Source organism: Nocardia sp. NBC_00416, assembly GCF_036032445.1.
GTDB lineage: Bacteria > Actinomycetota > Actinomycetes > Mycobacteriales > Mycobacteriaceae > Nocardia.
On the sequence record NZ_CP107932.1, the window covers coordinates 1,217,046 to 1,232,204 of the forward strand.

At 68.1% G+C, this 15,159-nt stretch carries 15 protein-coding genes; 8 read left to right on the forward strand and 7 right to left on the reverse strand.

Features of this window, described 5'->3' with window-relative positions; all coding sequences use genetic code 11:
• Positions 1–35 precede the first annotated feature (35 nt).
• Positions 36–1,013: an alpha/beta hydrolase family protein gene (locus OG804_RS05505; RefSeq protein ID WP_328394519.1), complete on the forward strand. Its 978-nt coding sequence runs from the start codon at positions 36–38 to the stop codon at positions 1,011–1,013.
• Between the two features lie 15 nt (positions 1,014–1,028).
• Here the strand turns inward: OG804_RS05505 and OG804_RS05510 are convergent, their stop codons facing one another.
• On the reverse strand, positions 1,029–1,922 hold the full coding sequence (locus OG804_RS05510; protein ID WP_328394521.1) for a class I SAM-dependent methyltransferase: 894 nt from the start codon (positions 1,920–1,922) through the stop codon (positions 1,029–1,031).
• Positions 1,923–2,168: 246 nt separating this feature from the next.
• Complete coding sequence (locus tag OG804_RS05515; RefSeq protein WP_328394522.1) at positions 2,169–2,933, reverse strand: FadR/GntR family transcriptional regulator; 765 nt, start codon at positions 2,931–2,933, stop codon at positions 2,169–2,171.
• Positions 2,934–3,144: 211 nt separating this feature from the next.
• On the opposite strand from OG804_RS05515, the gene OG804_RS05520 reads away from it, so the two are divergent.
• Positions 3,145–4,419: an MFS transporter gene (locus OG804_RS05520; RefSeq protein WP_328394524.1), complete on the forward strand. Its 1,275-nt coding sequence runs from the start codon at positions 3,145–3,147 to the stop codon at positions 4,417–4,419.
• Between the two features lie 102 nt (positions 4,420–4,521).
• Positions 4,522–5,571 (forward strand): LLM class flavin-dependent oxidoreductase, encoded by a 1,050-nt coding sequence (locus OG804_RS05525; protein WP_328394526.1) that lies wholly within the window; start codon positions 4,522–4,524, stop codon positions 5,569–5,571.
• Between the two features lie 32 nt (positions 5,572–5,603).
• On the opposite strand, the gene OG804_RS05530 is transcribed toward OG804_RS05525, so the two are convergent.
• A complete protein-coding gene (locus tag OG804_RS05530) occupies positions 5,604–7,055 on the reverse strand; it encodes an MFS transporter (RefSeq protein ID WP_328394528.1) in 1,452 nt (483 codons plus the stop codon).
• 179 nt (positions 7,056–7,234) lie between these two features.
• Positions 7,235–8,005, reverse strand: a complete 771-nt coding sequence (locus OG804_RS05535; RefSeq protein WP_328394530.1) for an IclR family transcriptional regulator — start codon at positions 8,003–8,005, stop codon at positions 7,235–7,237.
• Positions 8,006–8,072: 67 nt separating this feature from the next.
• Between OG804_RS05535 and OG804_RS05540 the strand changes: the two genes are divergently transcribed.
• Genes OG804_RS05540 through OG804_RS05555 form a run of 4 tightly spaced genes read left to right on the forward strand, consistent with a single transcriptional unit; the run spans position 8,073 to position 12,275 of the window.
• Positions 8,073–9,074 carry a 2-dehydro-3-deoxygalactonokinase gene (locus tag OG804_RS05540; protein WP_328394533.1) on the forward strand — a complete coding sequence of 334 codons (1,002 nt, stop codon included), beginning with the start codon at positions 8,073–8,075 and terminating at the stop codon, positions 9,072–9,074.
• Between the two features lie 38 nt (positions 9,075–9,112).
• Entirely contained in the window at positions 9,113–9,736 is a 624-nt protein-coding gene (locus OG804_RS05545; RefSeq protein ID WP_328394535.1) for a 2-dehydro-3-deoxy-6-phosphogalactonate aldolase, read from the forward strand.
• A 47-nt stretch (positions 9,737–9,783) separates the two neighbouring features.
• Positions 9,784–10,932 (forward strand): galactonate dehydratase, encoded by a 1,149-nt coding sequence (dgoD, locus tag OG804_RS05550; RefSeq protein ID WP_328394537.1) that lies wholly within the window; start codon positions 9,784–9,786, stop codon positions 10,930–10,932.
• A gap of 11 nt (positions 10,933–10,943) precedes the next feature.
• Entirely contained in the window at positions 10,944–12,275 is a 1,332-nt protein-coding gene (locus OG804_RS05555; RefSeq protein ID WP_328394539.1) for an MFS transporter, read from the forward strand.
• 92 nt (positions 12,276–12,367) lie between these two features.
• On the opposite strand, the gene OG804_RS05560 is transcribed toward OG804_RS05555, so the two are convergent.
• From OG804_RS05560 to OG804_RS05570, 3 genes are all read right to left on the reverse strand, one after another.
• Positions 12,368–13,483 (reverse strand): SLC13 family permease, encoded by a 1,116-nt coding sequence (locus OG804_RS05560; protein WP_328398251.1) that lies wholly within the window; start codon positions 13,481–13,483, stop codon positions 12,368–12,370.
• A 69-nt stretch (positions 13,484–13,552) separates the two neighbouring features.
• On the reverse strand, positions 13,553–14,182 hold the full coding sequence (locus tag OG804_RS05565) for a glyoxalase (protein WP_328394542.1): 630 nt from the start codon (positions 14,180–14,182) through the stop codon (positions 13,553–13,555).
• A 148-nt stretch (positions 14,183–14,330) separates the two neighbouring features.
• A complete protein-coding gene (locus OG804_RS05570; RefSeq protein ID WP_442941749.1) occupies positions 14,331–14,933 on the reverse strand; it encodes a TetR/AcrR family transcriptional regulator in 603 nt (200 codons plus the stop codon).
• 84 nt (positions 14,934–15,017) lie between these two features.
• On the opposite strand from OG804_RS05570, the gene OG804_RS32295 reads away from it, so the two are divergent.
• Positions 15,018–15,065, forward strand: coding sequence for a hypothetical protein (locus OG804_RS32295; protein WP_442941854.1), 48 nt, complete (start codon positions 15,018–15,020; stop codon positions 15,063–15,065).
• The last annotated feature ends 94 nt before the right edge of the window (positions 15,066–15,159 follow it).

The following is a 15,159-nucleotide window of genomic DNA, read 5'->3' on the forward strand; positions in this document are numbered from 1 at the left end:
ATCTAAGAATGTTGGCGGGTCGATGTGGAGGTCAGATGGATCGAATCGAGTCCGGCGTGGCGACATGGCGGCCACCCGCATACGTGAACCCGGACGCGTTCGACGAACGAGAGGTGACGGTCGGCGCCGGGCCGCTCGCGGTGCCGGGCACGGTGACTCTTCCGCGCGGCGCCGGGCCGCACCCCGCGGCCGTACTGCTGGCCGGTGGCGGTGCGTTCGACCGGGACGGTAGCGCGGGCCCGAACAAGAACCTCAAGGACATCGCGTGGGGGTTGGCCTGCCGCGGTGTGGCGGTGCTGCGCTTCGACAAGGTGACCTACACGCACCGCGAGCAGACCGCGGTGGCCGGATTCACGCCGACCGAGGAGTACGTCCCGCACGCTGTCGCGGGTGTCGACCTCCTGCGCGGGTTCGCGACCGTCGACGGTGCACGTGTCTTCGTGATCGGCCACAGTATGGGCGGCCGGTTCGCGCCGCGCGTGGCCGCCGCCGACCCCGCGGTGGCGGGTCTGGTCGTCCTCGCGGGGGACACGGTGCCGTTGCAGTGGTCGATGGTGCGTGTCATCGAGCATCTGACGAGGGTCGCCCCGGCGACGGCGGCGGGATTGCCCACTGTCGAAGCTGCCATCGAACAGGCGGAACTGGTGGACGGTCCGGCGCTGACAGTCGACTCTCCCGCCGACGAACTGCCCTTCGGGATGCCGGCGCCGTACTGGCTGGACCTGCGCGCCTACCATCCGCCGGCCGTGGCCGCGGCGCTGTCTGTGCCCATGCTGATCCTGCAGGGAGAACGCGACTATCAGGTCACGGTCGAGCACGACCTCGCCGGTTGGCGGGCGGGGCTGTCCGGTCGCCGGGACGTGACGATCCGCACGTACCCGGCCGATGATCACATGTTCTTCCCCGGGGCCGGGCCTTCGATGCCTGCGGACTATACGCACCCGCATCATGTCGATATCGAGGTCATCACCGATATCGCCGCCTGGGTCGCCCGGCCACGACCGGGTAGATGAATGCCGTCCCGGGCCTCAACCGCCCTGGACCGCGGACAGATATCGCGGCCGTTGCCACTCCTGTTCGATCTCATCGGGTAACTCCGGAAGCGTGAGAGAGTAGCCGGACGCCAGATCGGCCGAGCTGAAGGCGCGGACCGACCAGCCGTGGTCGAGCAACCATCGCTCCGGATCGGATCTCTCGTCGTAGTAGAAGAGTTCGGTCGGGTCGATATCGCCGAACGGATTCTTGTCGAAGTATTTCGACTCGATAGACGCGAAGCAGCTCTGTCCGGCTCCGACCGGGGCGCTTTCCACGGCGAGACGGCCGCCCGGAACGGAGAGGTCGCCGATGTGTTCGAACAGCGCGTCCTGGGCCGCGCCCGGCAGATACGGCAGCAATCCCTCGGCCGACCATGCCGTAGTCGCGCCGGGGTCCATCCCGGCGGCCGCGAGCGCCTTCGGCCAATCGTCGCGCAGATCGACGGCCACGGTCCGGCGATCGGCCCGCGGTAGCGCGCCGTGGTCGGCGAGGACCTGGTCTTTGAACTGGAGTACTTCGGGGCGGTCGATTTCGAACACGACGGTTCCCGCGGGCCAGTCGAGCCGGTAGGCGCGCGCGTCCAGCCCAGCGGCCAGGATCACCGCCTGCCGGACCCCGCCCGCGGTGGCGGACCGGAAGAAATCGTCGAAGAACTTGGTCCGCAGCCCCATGAAACCGGGAATCAGCGGGGTATCGCCCATTTTCGGCGGATCGGCCAAGAGATCCACGAAATACTGTTCGCCCGCGGCCCGCACGAACAGTGCCGCGTAGTCGTCGTGGATCAAGGGATCGGGGTGGGCCGACTCCAGTGCCCGGAATGTCGCGACGCCCAGCGCGGTGAGTCCCACACCGGTCACGATGTCCCACTCGTCTCCATCGGTGCGCACGGTCGTAACACCTCCCGATCGAATCGGCGGAGATGGACCTGACAATCGTCCGGTCGGAAATCGGGCACCGAGACCGTGCCGCCGCGCCGGATACGCTCGCTCGCGGCGAGCCGGAAGCAACAACCGCAGTCTACGACGGGGAGTGTGGCGAGCAGGGTCGCGCCGGCATTGCGGCAGTGCGGCATTTGCGCCGCTGCGATAACGATCCGGTGGTCGCCGCGGTGGGGGCGCGGCTACCGCGGTCCTTCATCCGATGAATATCTCGGCGCCGTCGTAGCCCGGCGTGTAGTCGCCTCCGGCCGCCGCGGCCACCATCTCGGAGTACATCGGCCACAGATGGGCGATAACGCCTTTTCGTGCGGCGTCGTAGTTCTTCTCGGTGACCGCCGCGACGATCCGGGCGTGATCGTGGGTGGACCGCCGTTCGGCGCCCTCCCGGGACAGGAGTTGCCGGCGGAACTCTTTCAGACCGGGGGTCAGGGTCCGGTAGAGGTCGGCGACGACGTCGTTGTGTGCGCAGGCGACGAGTCGACGGTGGAATTCCTCGTCGGTGACCACCATCGCGGCGAGATCGCCTGTGCGGTGGGCCTCTTCGTGATCGGCGCACGCGGCCGCGAGGGATGTCAGATCCGCGGGGTCCGCGCGTTCGCAGGCGAGCCCGGCCGCGGTGGATTCCAGCCCTACTCGTGCTTCGAGTAGCTGCGTGACCCGGGCGCTCTCGGCGCGGCTCCACAGGGCGAATCGCATCCGGGAGTCGTCGGTGGGCGGTTCACGGACGAACGCGCCGCGCCCGCGGATCACTTCCACGACGCCGGCGTCCTGGAGTTTGGCCAGAGCTTCGCGCAGTGAACCACGGCCGACGCTCATCTGTTTGGCCAGTTGCGGTTCGGAGGGCAGGCGGTCGCCCGGGGCGAGAACTCCGGCGGCGATCGCCGCGACGATCCGCTCGGCGATGAGTTCCGGAAGCGGTCGCCGCGACAGTGACGTCGAGAATGCGGCCGATAACTCCATTCTTGTTCCTCTGCTCCTGGGGTTGCCAACCTGTGGCCTCGAGCTTAGCATCCAACTTGTCACTTGTTCGAACAGGAGACAAGTTGTCCGGGTTTCGGACCCCGGCCTCCCCAACACAACGGTGTGTCGACCGGCCTCCACAGATCGAGAACGGCAAATCACAATGGCGACAACCACTTCAGTGCGCGAGCGGGAACAATCCACACGGGTTGTGGCCTCCAGCCTCGCCGGCACGGTGATCGAATGGTACGAGTTCTATATCTACGGCACAGCGTCGGCGTTGATCTTCGGCGAACTCTTCTTTCCCAGTGCGGACCCCCTCGTGGGCACGTTGCTGGCACTCTCCAGTTTCGCGCTGGCCTTCCTCGCGCGGCCCGTCGGCGCGGCGATCTTCGGGCATTTCGGAGACCGGATCGGTCGCAAGAAGCTGCTGGTGATCTCGCTGAGCATGATGGGCGTGGCCACGGTAGCGATCGGATTCCTGCCCACCTACGACACGATCGGTGTCCTGGCGCCGGTCATGCTGGTGGTGTTGCGGGTAGTGCAAGGTATTTCGCTGGGCGGTGAGTACAGCGGCGCGGTGCTGATGAGCGTCGAGCACACGAAACCGTCCCGCCGGGGCTTCTTCGGAAGCCTGATCAACACCGGTGCGAGCTGGGGCCTGCTGCTGGCGTCGCTGATGTTCCTGCTGCTCTCCTATCTTCCCGATGAGGCGTTCCGTTCCTGGGGCTGGCGGGTGCCGTTCTGGTCGAGCGCACTGCTCATCGCGATCGGGATGGCGATCCGGGTCAGCGTTGCCGAAACCCCGGAGTTCCGGGCCGTCGTGAGTGCGGCCGAAGTCGAGAAACTGCCCATCCGCACGGTATTCGCCGTGCATTGGCGCTCGGTGGTGTTGATGGCGCTGTCGTACCTGTCGGCCGGCGCGACCTTCTATGTCGCCACGGTGTTCTCGCTCTCCTACGGTGCGCAGCACCTCGGCGTCGACCGTTCGACGACGCTGGAACTGGTCACCGGCGTCACGGTCGTCGCGATCGTCGGCGTTCCCGCGTTCGGCTGGCTCTCCGATCGCATCGACCGCAAGCTCGTCTATCTCGCCGGTATCGCGGGCATGGCCGTAGTGCCGTGGGTGTGGTTTCCGATGCTCGGAACCACCAGTGTCCTCGTCATGTTCGCCGGATTCGTCCTCCTCTTCATCCCGTACTGCGCCGCCTACGGAACGATGCCCGCGTTCTTCGCACAGATCTTCCCGGCTCGGGTCCGGTACTCGGGAATGGCCATCGGGTACAGCCTCGGCACAGTGTTCGGCAGCGGTCTGTCGCCCCTGATCGCGACATCGCTGCTCGGTGTGACCGGAAGCTGGTACGCGATAGCCGCTTTCATGACCGGATTCGGTGTCGTCTCCTTCGTGGCGACGCTCGCGATGCGAGAACTCCCACCGATCGCCGAGCCGCCCGGCGCGACCGGCCCGGCCGCGCCGGGCGCATGATCCCGCGCCGCCCCGCCGAATACCGCCGACGCGGCCGGAATTCGCACCGCGGGGTCGCGCACGCCGCACCCACCCACGACCTACTTCCTCGAGGATCCCGCCATGACCGAACCGCTGACCTTCGGCGCACCCGTCGCGATTCACCCCGATGCCGATCCGCTCGACGACATCAGGTGGGCCGACGGTCGCGCGGAGGTCGATACCGCGTGGATGATCGACCATCTCCAGGGCTGGTTTCCGCGGGGCGCGTCGAGCCCGGTGCTCGGCGATCCGCATCATGTGCTGGACCCCCTCGCGGTACTGGCCGCGGCATCCGCCACCACCCGGCGGGTGGGACTCGGCGTCGCGGTCACCGACCCCGTCCGGCGGACGAATGTGGCGCTGGCGCATACCGCGAGCACGATCAGCTGGCTCAGCGGCCGCCGGTTCAAACTCGGGATCGGTGCCGGTGATCCCGGGCAGTTGCGCCCGTTCGGATTGCACTCCGGAACGGAAAGAACCGGCAGGCTGCACTATGTCCGGCCCGCGCTCGAACAGCTCAGTGCGCTCCGGACGCCGGATTCGCCCGGATGGGACGCCGACCTTCCGATCGCGCACCGGCCGGGTTACGACCTCTGCGTCGCCGCGCACGGGCCCCGGATGCTCGAATTGACCGCACTCCACGGCGACGGCTGGATACCCTCGTCGATCACGCCCGCCGACTACGGGCACAAGCTCGGCCGGCTGCGCCGCCACGCCGAGCTGGCCGGGCGCGACCCCGCGTCGGTCGGTCCGATGCTGTTCCTGTGGACCGCGCTCGCGGGTACCCGCAAGGAGAGCCGTGCCCTTCTGGACCATCCCACTGTCCGCGCGGTCGCGCTCTACCGGGGCAGAGCGGCTTTCGAGGCGGCCGGATTCCGGTATCCGCTCGACCACAGTTACATTCCGCAGGAGATCGCCCCCGGGGACGCCGAAGCCCTGCTGCGCCGGATACCGGACCAAATCGTCGAGGCATCGGTCCTGCACGGATCACCTGCGGAGGTGCGTCGGCGACTCGACGAATACCACCGAGCGGGCTGCGCCCATGTGATCCTCTGGGACATAGGTCGTTTCGCCGACCGGGACGGCGCCGAACGTTTCCGCGAAGCCTTCACCACGATCGCCCGGGCGTAGACCGGCAGTTCGGACCCCGACGACCGGCGCGCTCAGCGCGCGGAGTGCGCCGGGGCCACCGCGGGGCCGGCGACCCCGCACTGCGGCAGGCAGTCGACATTGCCGAGGTCGGGCTTGCGCCGCGGCGGTCGCAGCAGCACCGCCGCCAACAGCGCGCCGGTGAGCAGCAGGCCGGCGCATATCCACATGGCGACGGCGAAACCCGAATCGAAAGCGGCCGGATCGTCGAGTGCCCCGGTGATACCGGCAAGTCCCGGCAACGCGGCCACCGCGAGCAACTGGGCGGTCCGGGCGACGGCATTGTTCACCCCGGAGGCGATACCCGCCTCACTCGCCGCGACCGCGCCGATCACCGCACCCGTGAGCGGGGCGACGAGCACCGACAGTCCGAGACCGAAGACGAGGACACCGGGTAGCACATCGACCGGATACGACGCGCCGGGCCCGATCCGCGGCAACAGCATCAGTCCGCTCGCGGCCAGGACCGGCCCCGATGTCATCGGCAACCGCGGTCCGTGCCGCTGTGCCCAGCGCCCGGCGGGGGCGGACAGCGCGAGCATCAGCACCGTGATCGGTATGGTGGCCACCCCTGACAACAACGGCGAGTATCCGGCCACCAGCTGTAGTTCCAGAACCAGCAGGAAGAACACCCCGCCGAGCGCCGCGTACACCGCGAGGGTCACCAGGTTGGCCGCGGTGAACACGCGCGAGGCGAACAGTGACGGCGGCACCAGCGGATGGTCGCTGCGCAGCTCGATCCGGACGAATACCGCGAGCAGCAGCAGGCCGGTGCCCACCAGCAGCGGTACCGCGTCGATCAGTCCGAGGGTCAGCGCCCCGAGCGCCACCGCGACCACCAGCGCGCCGGGGAGGTCGATCCGGCCGGCGGCGTTCGGATCGCGGCTCTCCGGCACATGTCGCAGCGATACCAGCACCACGACCAGCACCAGCGGAATATTGATGAAGAAGATCGACCGCCATCCCGCGACCTCGATCAGCCAGCCGCCGACAAATGGCCCGAGTGCGCCGGCCACCCCGCCGAATCCCGACCAGAGGCCGATCGCCGCACCTTGGTCGCGGTGGTCGATGGACGCCGAGATCAGCGCCAGGCTGCCCGGCGTGAGCATGGCCCCGGCCACCCCCTGCAATACTCTGGCGGCCACCAGCATTTCGATGTTCACCGCCGCACCGCACAGCAACGACGCCACCGCGAACCCCACGGCGCCGGCGACGAACACCTTCCGTCTGCCGAACCGGTCGCCGAACGAGCCGCCGAGCAGAATGAACGAGGCGAGGGTCAGCGTGTAGCCGTTGAGCGTCCACTGCAGTCCGGCGACATCGGTGCCCAGCGCGGCGCCGATCCGGGGGAGCGCGATATTGACGACGGTCGCGTCCAGTGAGGCCACCGACGATCCGAGAACCGTGGCCAGCACGATCCAGCGTCCGCCGGCCGACCCGAGTCGGGGCAGCTCAGTGGTGCTCACGCCACCGAAGATACGGATCCCGGCAGGTGAGGGGTTCGCGACACACGCGCCGTGATCGGCGCGAATCGCACCGTGCGGAGGACGCCCGCCGCGGGCCGCTCTCGACGATCCGGCGGTAGCGCGATCACGGCGCGGCTTCGCCGCGACGAGTTCATTCGTCGGCCCGACACCTCCGGGCGTCAGGTTCCCTGGTAGCCCAGCGACGCCGAGATCCGTCCCGCGGCCCGGCGGACGACCGGGACCAGCCCGCGCATCCGCTCGTGCGGCATGTACGGCGTGGTGGCCGAAACGCTCACCGCTCCCACGATGGCGCGGGAGGCGTCGCGGATCGGGGCCGCGACACAGCGGATGCCCGGTTCGTTGTCCTCCAGGTCCATGGCCGCGCCGGCGCGCGCGTATTCCTGCATCCGGGTGCGGAAGCCCTCCGGGTCGCCGTTCCGGGCGGCGACCGGGAGTTGGTCTTCGTCGGCGGTGTACTGCTCGGTCCAGCGATCGGCGGCGTCGAGCAGCAGTGCTTTGCCGACTCCCGCACGGGTCAGCGGCATCCGGTACCCGATCCGCGACCGCATTTCCGCACCGCGCGACCCGGACAGCTTGTCGAGGTAGAGCACCGAACCACCGTCTTCGACGGCCAGATGGACCGTATCGAGTACGGCGGCCGACAACTCCTCGAGCACCGGCCGGGCCACCAGCGGCAAAGGGTTGCCGTGCAGGGCTTTGAAGCCGAGTTCGATCAGTGCCGGGCCGAGGGTGTAGCCCCGGTTGTCGTGCCGCAGGAAGTCCTGGTTCACCAGCAGTTGGGCGAGTCGATGGGTGCTGCTGCGGCCCAGACCGGTGTATTCGACGATCGCGCGTAATCCGTGTGCGCCGTCGGCCACCGCTCGGATGACCGCGAGGCCCCGGGCGAGCGTCTGGGTGCCGGGCGGGACCTCGTCGTGCGCAGTACTCATCCGTCCAGAGTCCCATAAATAGGGACTTGGTTGGAAATAATGGGACGCTCTGTTCATAGTGACGGTCATGACACCGGACCGGCCAGGGCTCTCGATGCCGCGCCTCATCGCACTCGACTGGGGTACGACATCTATGCGCTCCTGGCTGCTCGGCGACGAGGGGCGGATTCTCGAGACCCGGGAGCCCGCCGGGGGGCTACTCGATATGGCCGCCGGAATAGACGCCGCGGACCCGGCGGCGCGGGCGCGCGCCTACGAAGCGGCCTACCTGGATGTGTGCGGTGGGTGGCTGCGCGATCATCCGGGCCTCCCCGCGCTCGCCTGCGGCATGGTCGGCAGTGCTCAGGGGTGGTGCGAGGCCGGGTATCTGACCGTGCCCGCCCGTCTCGACAGCACCGCACGCTCACTCACCGAGATCACCCTCGCCGCGGGCGCCGTGCACCTGGTGCCCGGTCTGCGCGTCGCCTCCGATGCGCGCCACGATATCCCCGGTGATGTGCTGCGAGGTGAGGAAACTCAGGTCATCGGCGTGCTCGAGCTGATCGCCCGGCCCGATGCCGAACACATCGTGGTCTTGCCGGGGACTCACACCAAGTGGATGCGGATCGAGGACCGCACGGTGCGGTCCTTCACCACCGCGATGAGCGGTGAGCTGTACGGACTGGTCACCGGGCACGGGCTGCTCAGCCACACCGCGACCGACCCGCGGCGCGACGACGCCGCCTTCACCCGCGGCCTGACCGCGGGTTTCTCGCCACGGGAGCGTGGACTGGCCACCGCCCTGTTCGGCGCGCGGGCACTCGTCCTCGACGGCCTGCTCGCACCGTCGTCGCTCGCCGACTATCTCTCCGGTGTCGTCCTGGCCGATGAGGTGCGCCATCTGCTTCCGCAGTATCGGGCGGAGCGCATCGTGCTCTGCGGTAATGCCGACCTGTGCCGCCGGTACGCCGCCGCGCTGCGGATGCGCGGTGTGGTGACCGAGGTCGTGGGGGAGGACGCCGCCGCGGCGGGGCTGTGGTCGATCGCCGTGGCGGCGGGGGTCGTCGCGGCGGAAGCGGCCTCGCGATGACCCGGCAGCAGTTCACGAACGCAATCGAGGAGAGGTTCATGGATTCCGCATCGGATACGACCCGGTCGGGGCTGATCGCCATCCTGCGAGGAATCACCCCGGCGGAGGTTGTCGCCGTGGGAGCGGCGCTGGTCGAGGAAGGCGTGCACGCCATCGAGGTGCCGTTGAACTCGCCCGACCCCTACCATTCCATCGAGCTACTGGCCACGCACTTCGGGAAGCTCTGCCCGATCGGCGCCGGTACCGTCCTGAGCGCCGACGACGCGGCCCGGGCCCGCTCCGCCGGCGCCGACCTCATTGTGTCGCCGGATACGAATATCGAGGTGATCGCGGCCGCGCTCGCCCTGGGTATGCGTCCGTACCCCGGGGTGGCCACGCCGACCGAGGCGTTCGGCGCGGTACGCGCCGGCGCCCGTAGTCTCAAGCTGTTCCCGTCCGGCGCGCTGGGAATCTCCGGGATGCGCGCGGTGCGCGCGGTCCTGCCCGACGATGTGGAACTGCTGCCGGTCGGCGGAGTGGACGAATCGAACCTCGGGGACTGGCTCGCCGCGGGCGCCGGCGGGGCGGGTCTCGGAACGAGTCTCTACCGGCCGGGTGACACCGCCGACCAGGTGCGTGTCAGGGCCCGCCGACTCTCGAATATCTGGGCTGCCACCCGCTAGTACCGCTCGTCACCGGACAACGCAGTCCGCTGCACAGGAGGAGATCAATGAAGATCGCGTCGATCAGGACGTACACGCTGCCGCCGCGGTGGCTGTTCGTGCGTATCGAAACCGATGACGGCATCGTGGGCTGGGGCGAGCCCGTGCTGGAAGGACGCGCGGCGTCGGTCGCCGCCACGGTCGAGGAACTGTCCGATTATCTGATCGGTCAGGACCCGGCTCGTATCGAAGACCTTTGGACGGTGCTCTATCGGGGCGGGTTCTACCGCGGCGGCGGTATCCATATGAGTGCGCTGGCGGGTATCGATCAGGCGCTCTGGGATATCAAGGGCAAAGCCCTGGGGGTTCCCGTGCACGATTTGCTCGGCGGCCGGGTGCGCGATCGCATCAAGGTCTACTCCTGGATCGGCGGTGACCGGCCGGACGAGACCGCGAAGGCCGCGCGCGACGCCGTCGACCGCGGTTTCACCGCTGTGAAGATGAACGGCACCGAGGAACTGCAGTACCTCGACACCTGGGACAAGATCGATCGTTGCGTGGCGAATGTGGCGGCCGTCCGCGATGCGGTCGGCCCGAATATCGGTATCGGCGTCGATTTCCACGGCCGGGTGCACAAGCCGATGGCGAAAGTGTTGTTGCGCGAACTGGAACCGTACCGGTTGATGTTCGTCGAGGAGCCGGTGCTGTCCGAACATCTCGACAGTGTCGTGGATGTGCTGCGGCAGTCGCCGATTCCGATCGCATTGGGCGAGCGGCTGTTCTCCCGATGGGATTTCAAATCGGTGCTCGCCTCGGGCGCGGTCGACATCATTCAGCCCGACCCGTCGCACTGCGGTGGCATCACCGAAGCGCGCAAGATCGCGCATATGGCCGAGGCCTACGATGTGGCGCTGGCGCTGCACTGCCCGCTCGGACCGATCGCGCTGGCGTCGTGTCTGCAGATCGACGCGGGTTGCTACAACGCCACCATCCAGGAGCAGAGCCTGGGCATTCACTACAACACCACCAATGAGCTGCTCGACTACCTGGTGGACCCGGCGGTGTTCACCTATGCCGACGGCCAGGTGCGGATTCCGACCGGTCCCGGTCTGGGGATCGAGATCAACGAGGAATACGTGACGGAGCGGGCGGCCACGGGACATCGGTGGCGCAACCCCATTTGGCGTCACAGTGACGGATCGTTCGCGGAGTGGTGAGCATGAAGACAATGATCGAAAAACCCGCCGTCTCGCGGGGTGCGCTGGCCGCCAAAGCCAGCCGGGCACGTGTCCTGATCGCGGTCATGCTGTTCGTGACCGTGGTCATCAACTACATGGACCGCGCCAACCTGTCCATCGCGGTCCCCGCCATCGCCGACGAGATGGACCTGTCCTCGGCGCAACAGGGGCTGCTGCTGTCGGCTTTCGGCTGGACCTACGCGGCGCTGCAGATCCCCGGCGGCTGGTTCGTCGACCGCATCCCGCCCCGGGTTCTGTACCCGGCGTGCCTCCTGCTGTGGTCGCTGGCGACGGTGTTCATGGGTGTCCTCGGCGGTTTCGTCGCCCTCATCGCACTTCGTCTGCTGGTGGGTGTCTTCGAGGCGCCCGCGTACCCGATCAACAATCGCGTGGCCACCGCCTGGTTCCCCGAGCGGGAGCGCGCCACCGTCATCGGGTTCTACACCTCGGGCCAGTTCATCGGTCTCGCCCTGCTGACCCCGGTGCTGTCCTGGCTGCAGTCGGTGCTGAGCTGGCACTGGGTGTTCGTATTCACCGGCGGGATCGGCCTGGTGTGGGCGCTGGTCTGGTACCTCGTATACCGCGAGCCGCGCGAGTCCCGTGCCAACGAGGCCGAGATCGCCCATATCCGCGAGGGCGGCGGTCTCGTCGATCTGACCGGTTCCCGGCCGGAGCGCGCCAAGGTGACATGGTCCGATATCGCCACCGTGCTGGGCCGGCGGAAACTATGGGGCGTCTATCTGGGGCAGTTCTGCCTGACCTCGACGCTGTGGTTCTTCCTGACCTGGTTCCCGACCTATCTCGTCAAGTACCGCGATATGGACTACATCAAGTCCGGATTCCTGGCGTCGCTGCCGTTCATCGCCGCGGTGATCGGTGTGCTGTTCTCCGGGGTGTTCTCCGATTTCCTGCTGCGGCGCGGGGTCCCGCTCGGCATCGCGCGCAAAGGTCCGATCATCGCCGGACTGCTGCTGAGCACCACCCTGATCGGCGCGAATTTCACCGATTCCACCACGTTGGTGATCGTGTTCCTGTCCATCGCGTTCTTCGGCAACGGGCTGGCCTCCATCACCTGGTCGCTGGTCTCGGCCCTGGCGCCGGAGCGGCTCATCGGGCTGACGGGCGGGATGTTCAACTTCATCGGGAACCTGTCCGGAATCGCCACCCCGATCGTCATCGGATTCCTGGTCACCGACGCGAGTTTCGCACCGGCCTTCGTCTACATGACCGCGGTGACGCTGCTCGGAATCGTCTCGTATGTCCTGCTGGTCGGTCGCGTCGTCCGCGTACGGGAGTCGGATTCCGCGGCGGAAACGGCGTAATCGAGTCCAGCTGTACGCCGATGAGGGGCGGTGCAGCGGCTGATCCGGTGGTTGTCCGCGTGCGAGGCGGGCGACCACCGGATCTACGGCAGTCACCAGCTCGAGACGGCCCATGTCGCCAGCAGGATCGGCGGCACGCCCACCGTCGCGAGCAACGCGAACCGCCCGGCCCCGATGTGGACGCCGCGGGCTCGGCAACGATCCGCCCACAGCAGGGTCGCCAGCGAACCCCACATGGTGACCAGCGGCCCGATATTGGTGCCGAGCAATACGGGGAAGATGTGATCCGCGCTTCCCGCCGGCACAGTGGTCTCCATCGCCAGGTAGGCGGGCAGGTTGTTGACCAGATTCGCCGCGGCGGCCGCGGCGAAAACGGTGCCCAGCTCCGATCGGCCGGTCCAGCCGGTGAGCACATCGCCCAGGCCGTGGTGCAGCAGCGCGCTCACGACCAAGAACAGGCCTTCCGTGGTGACCACGAGCCGCCACGGCAGCAGGGCCGGACGTAGATGTTCGCGGGCGCGCAGCGCGCACCCGGCCGCGGCGATCGCCGCGGCCACGGTGGCCGCGGCCCAGGGCGGCACGCCGGCCGTGACGGCGACGGCGAAACCGGCGCAGGCCAGCGCGCAGACCGTGCTCAGGACCCGATCCGGCGGCGGAGTGGGCGCGGGTACCGGGTACCGCCCGCGTAACCGTCTGCGGAACACCAGCCCCAGGAAACCGACTGTGAGCGCCACCGCCACGAGCTGCGGCAGAGCCATCTGGCGGGCGAACTCGTGCGCGGTGATTCCGGTGTGGTCGACGGCCAGCAGGTTCGTCAGGTTGGACACCGGCAACAACAGACTCGCGGTATTGGCCAGCCAGACCACCAGTAGCGAGAACGGCGCCGCCGGGAGACCGAGCCGATCGGCCGTCGCCAGGACGACCGGAGTGAGCAGGACGGCCGTCGTATCCAGGCTCATGGCGACTGTCGTGGTCGTGGCGAGCGCGGCGATCAGCGCGAACAGCAGCGGTATCGAGCCGCGGCCGAGCCGGGCGCAGTAACCCGCGGCGATATCGAAGACTCCGGTCTTGTCCGCCAGCTCCGCGAGCACGGTGACCGCGACGAGGAAACCGAGGATCGGCCCCGCACGGTGTACGCCGATATCCACGGCGGCGTCGGTGGGCAACCATCCCGTCACCACGACGAGGGCGCCGAGCGCCGCGAGCATCAACCACACCGGGCACAGCATGCCAGCCGGGTTCGGCGCCGCTGTTACCGCCGCCGCACGGCCGGAACCTCAGGCCGCCGCCTCCCAGACGAACCCATCGAGGTCGGTGCAGGATCCGGCGTGACCACCGAGAACGATCCGGTGCGAGCCGGTGCCGTCGGGGGAGACGCCGGCGTCCTTGGCAGCGGCCCGGCGTCCGTAGAGCGCGAGCGTGACCGGCGAGCCCGGGGTCGCGAACTCGACGTATTTGCCGCCGAAGCTCTTGGCCACGGTCAGTCCCCGCTCGACGTAGAACTTCTTGCTGGCCTTGACATCGTCGACGGCCAGCAGCAGCACTACATTGTCGATCTCGCGGGTGACGGGGCCGGTGTCCTTCTTGTTCGAGGTGGAGATCTTCCAGATCGCCCCGTCGGGAGCCGCGACGATTCCGCCGTAGCCCCAGAAAGTCTTCTTGGCCGGTTTGAGTGTGGTGAAGCCCGCTTCGAGCGCGGTGCCGATGAGGCTGTCGACGGTGCCGGGCTGGGACACCACCAGTGACAGCATGAATCCACGGAATCCGGAGGTGGGCGTGGTCGAGGTACGGAAGCTCAAGGTGTCGCCCAGCCCGAACGCGGCGGCGTAGGTGGCCGCCGCCGCGTCGGCGTCGGGAACTTCGAGGTGGATGTCGATGGCGGTGTGGGTGTTCGTCTCGGTGGTCATGGTCGAAACGGTAATTCCGCACGGGGCGCCGGCGCTTCTCGATTCCTGATCAATCGCAGTGGTGTGTGCGGGCGAGATTTCATCCCGGGAGGGGAGCAGGTCCCATGGAGCGTGATCGCGCTCGGGATGAGGGTTCGTAGTGCTCCTGTCATCCGGTCGGGATGATTTCGGCGGCGATTGCGCGGCCTGTGCGCAGGGGTTCCACCGCGTGCTCGAGTTTGGAACCGGCCAGGGCGCCGTCGTAGATCAGCTGGATGCGGCGCGCGAGAACCGGGGCGTCCGGTGTACGGCATGCCTGGAGGAGTTCGGTGAGAGTATCCAGCATCCAGCGGCGATGAGCGAGCACGGGCGCCAGTGTCTCGTCCGGGAATTCCGTTGCGGCATTGGCATATTGGCATCCGCGGAAGCCCCGGTCGGGGGCGGAGGCGAGGGCGAGGTCGAAGAAGGTGAGGATTCGGTCCGCCGGCTCCGCGATATCGGCGACAGCGTCGTTCCAGCGGTCGCGATCACGCCGGTCGAGATGTTCCAGATAGGCGATGACCAGCGCGTCCTTGGACCCGTAGCTCGTATACAGGCTGGCCCGCGCGACTCCCGACTCGGCCAGCACCCGGTCGATGCCGACCGCGCGGATGCCGTACCGGGCGAACAGGGTGGTCGCGGTTTCCAGCAGGCGTTGCGCCGGCGCCTGTTTGCCCCGGCGGCCGGCGGCCGCCGCCGCGGACTCGGTTGTTGTGGCCACGTACCCCACCATAACCACTTCTCTATATAGACAGATCGTTCTATCTATGATTACTCTGTACTCGTGACCCGCAGCAACCTGACCCGCCGCCTGCACGTGGACCTCGTGCGCGTGGCCAACGCTGCCTGTCGTCACCAGCGCTGATCCGGCTCCGCCCACGGCGGAGCGACTTTCGCGCATTTTCGGCTGCCCTCTTCGGCGGCCGCATCCTCGCAGATTCCACCCCTCGGAAGGCGGC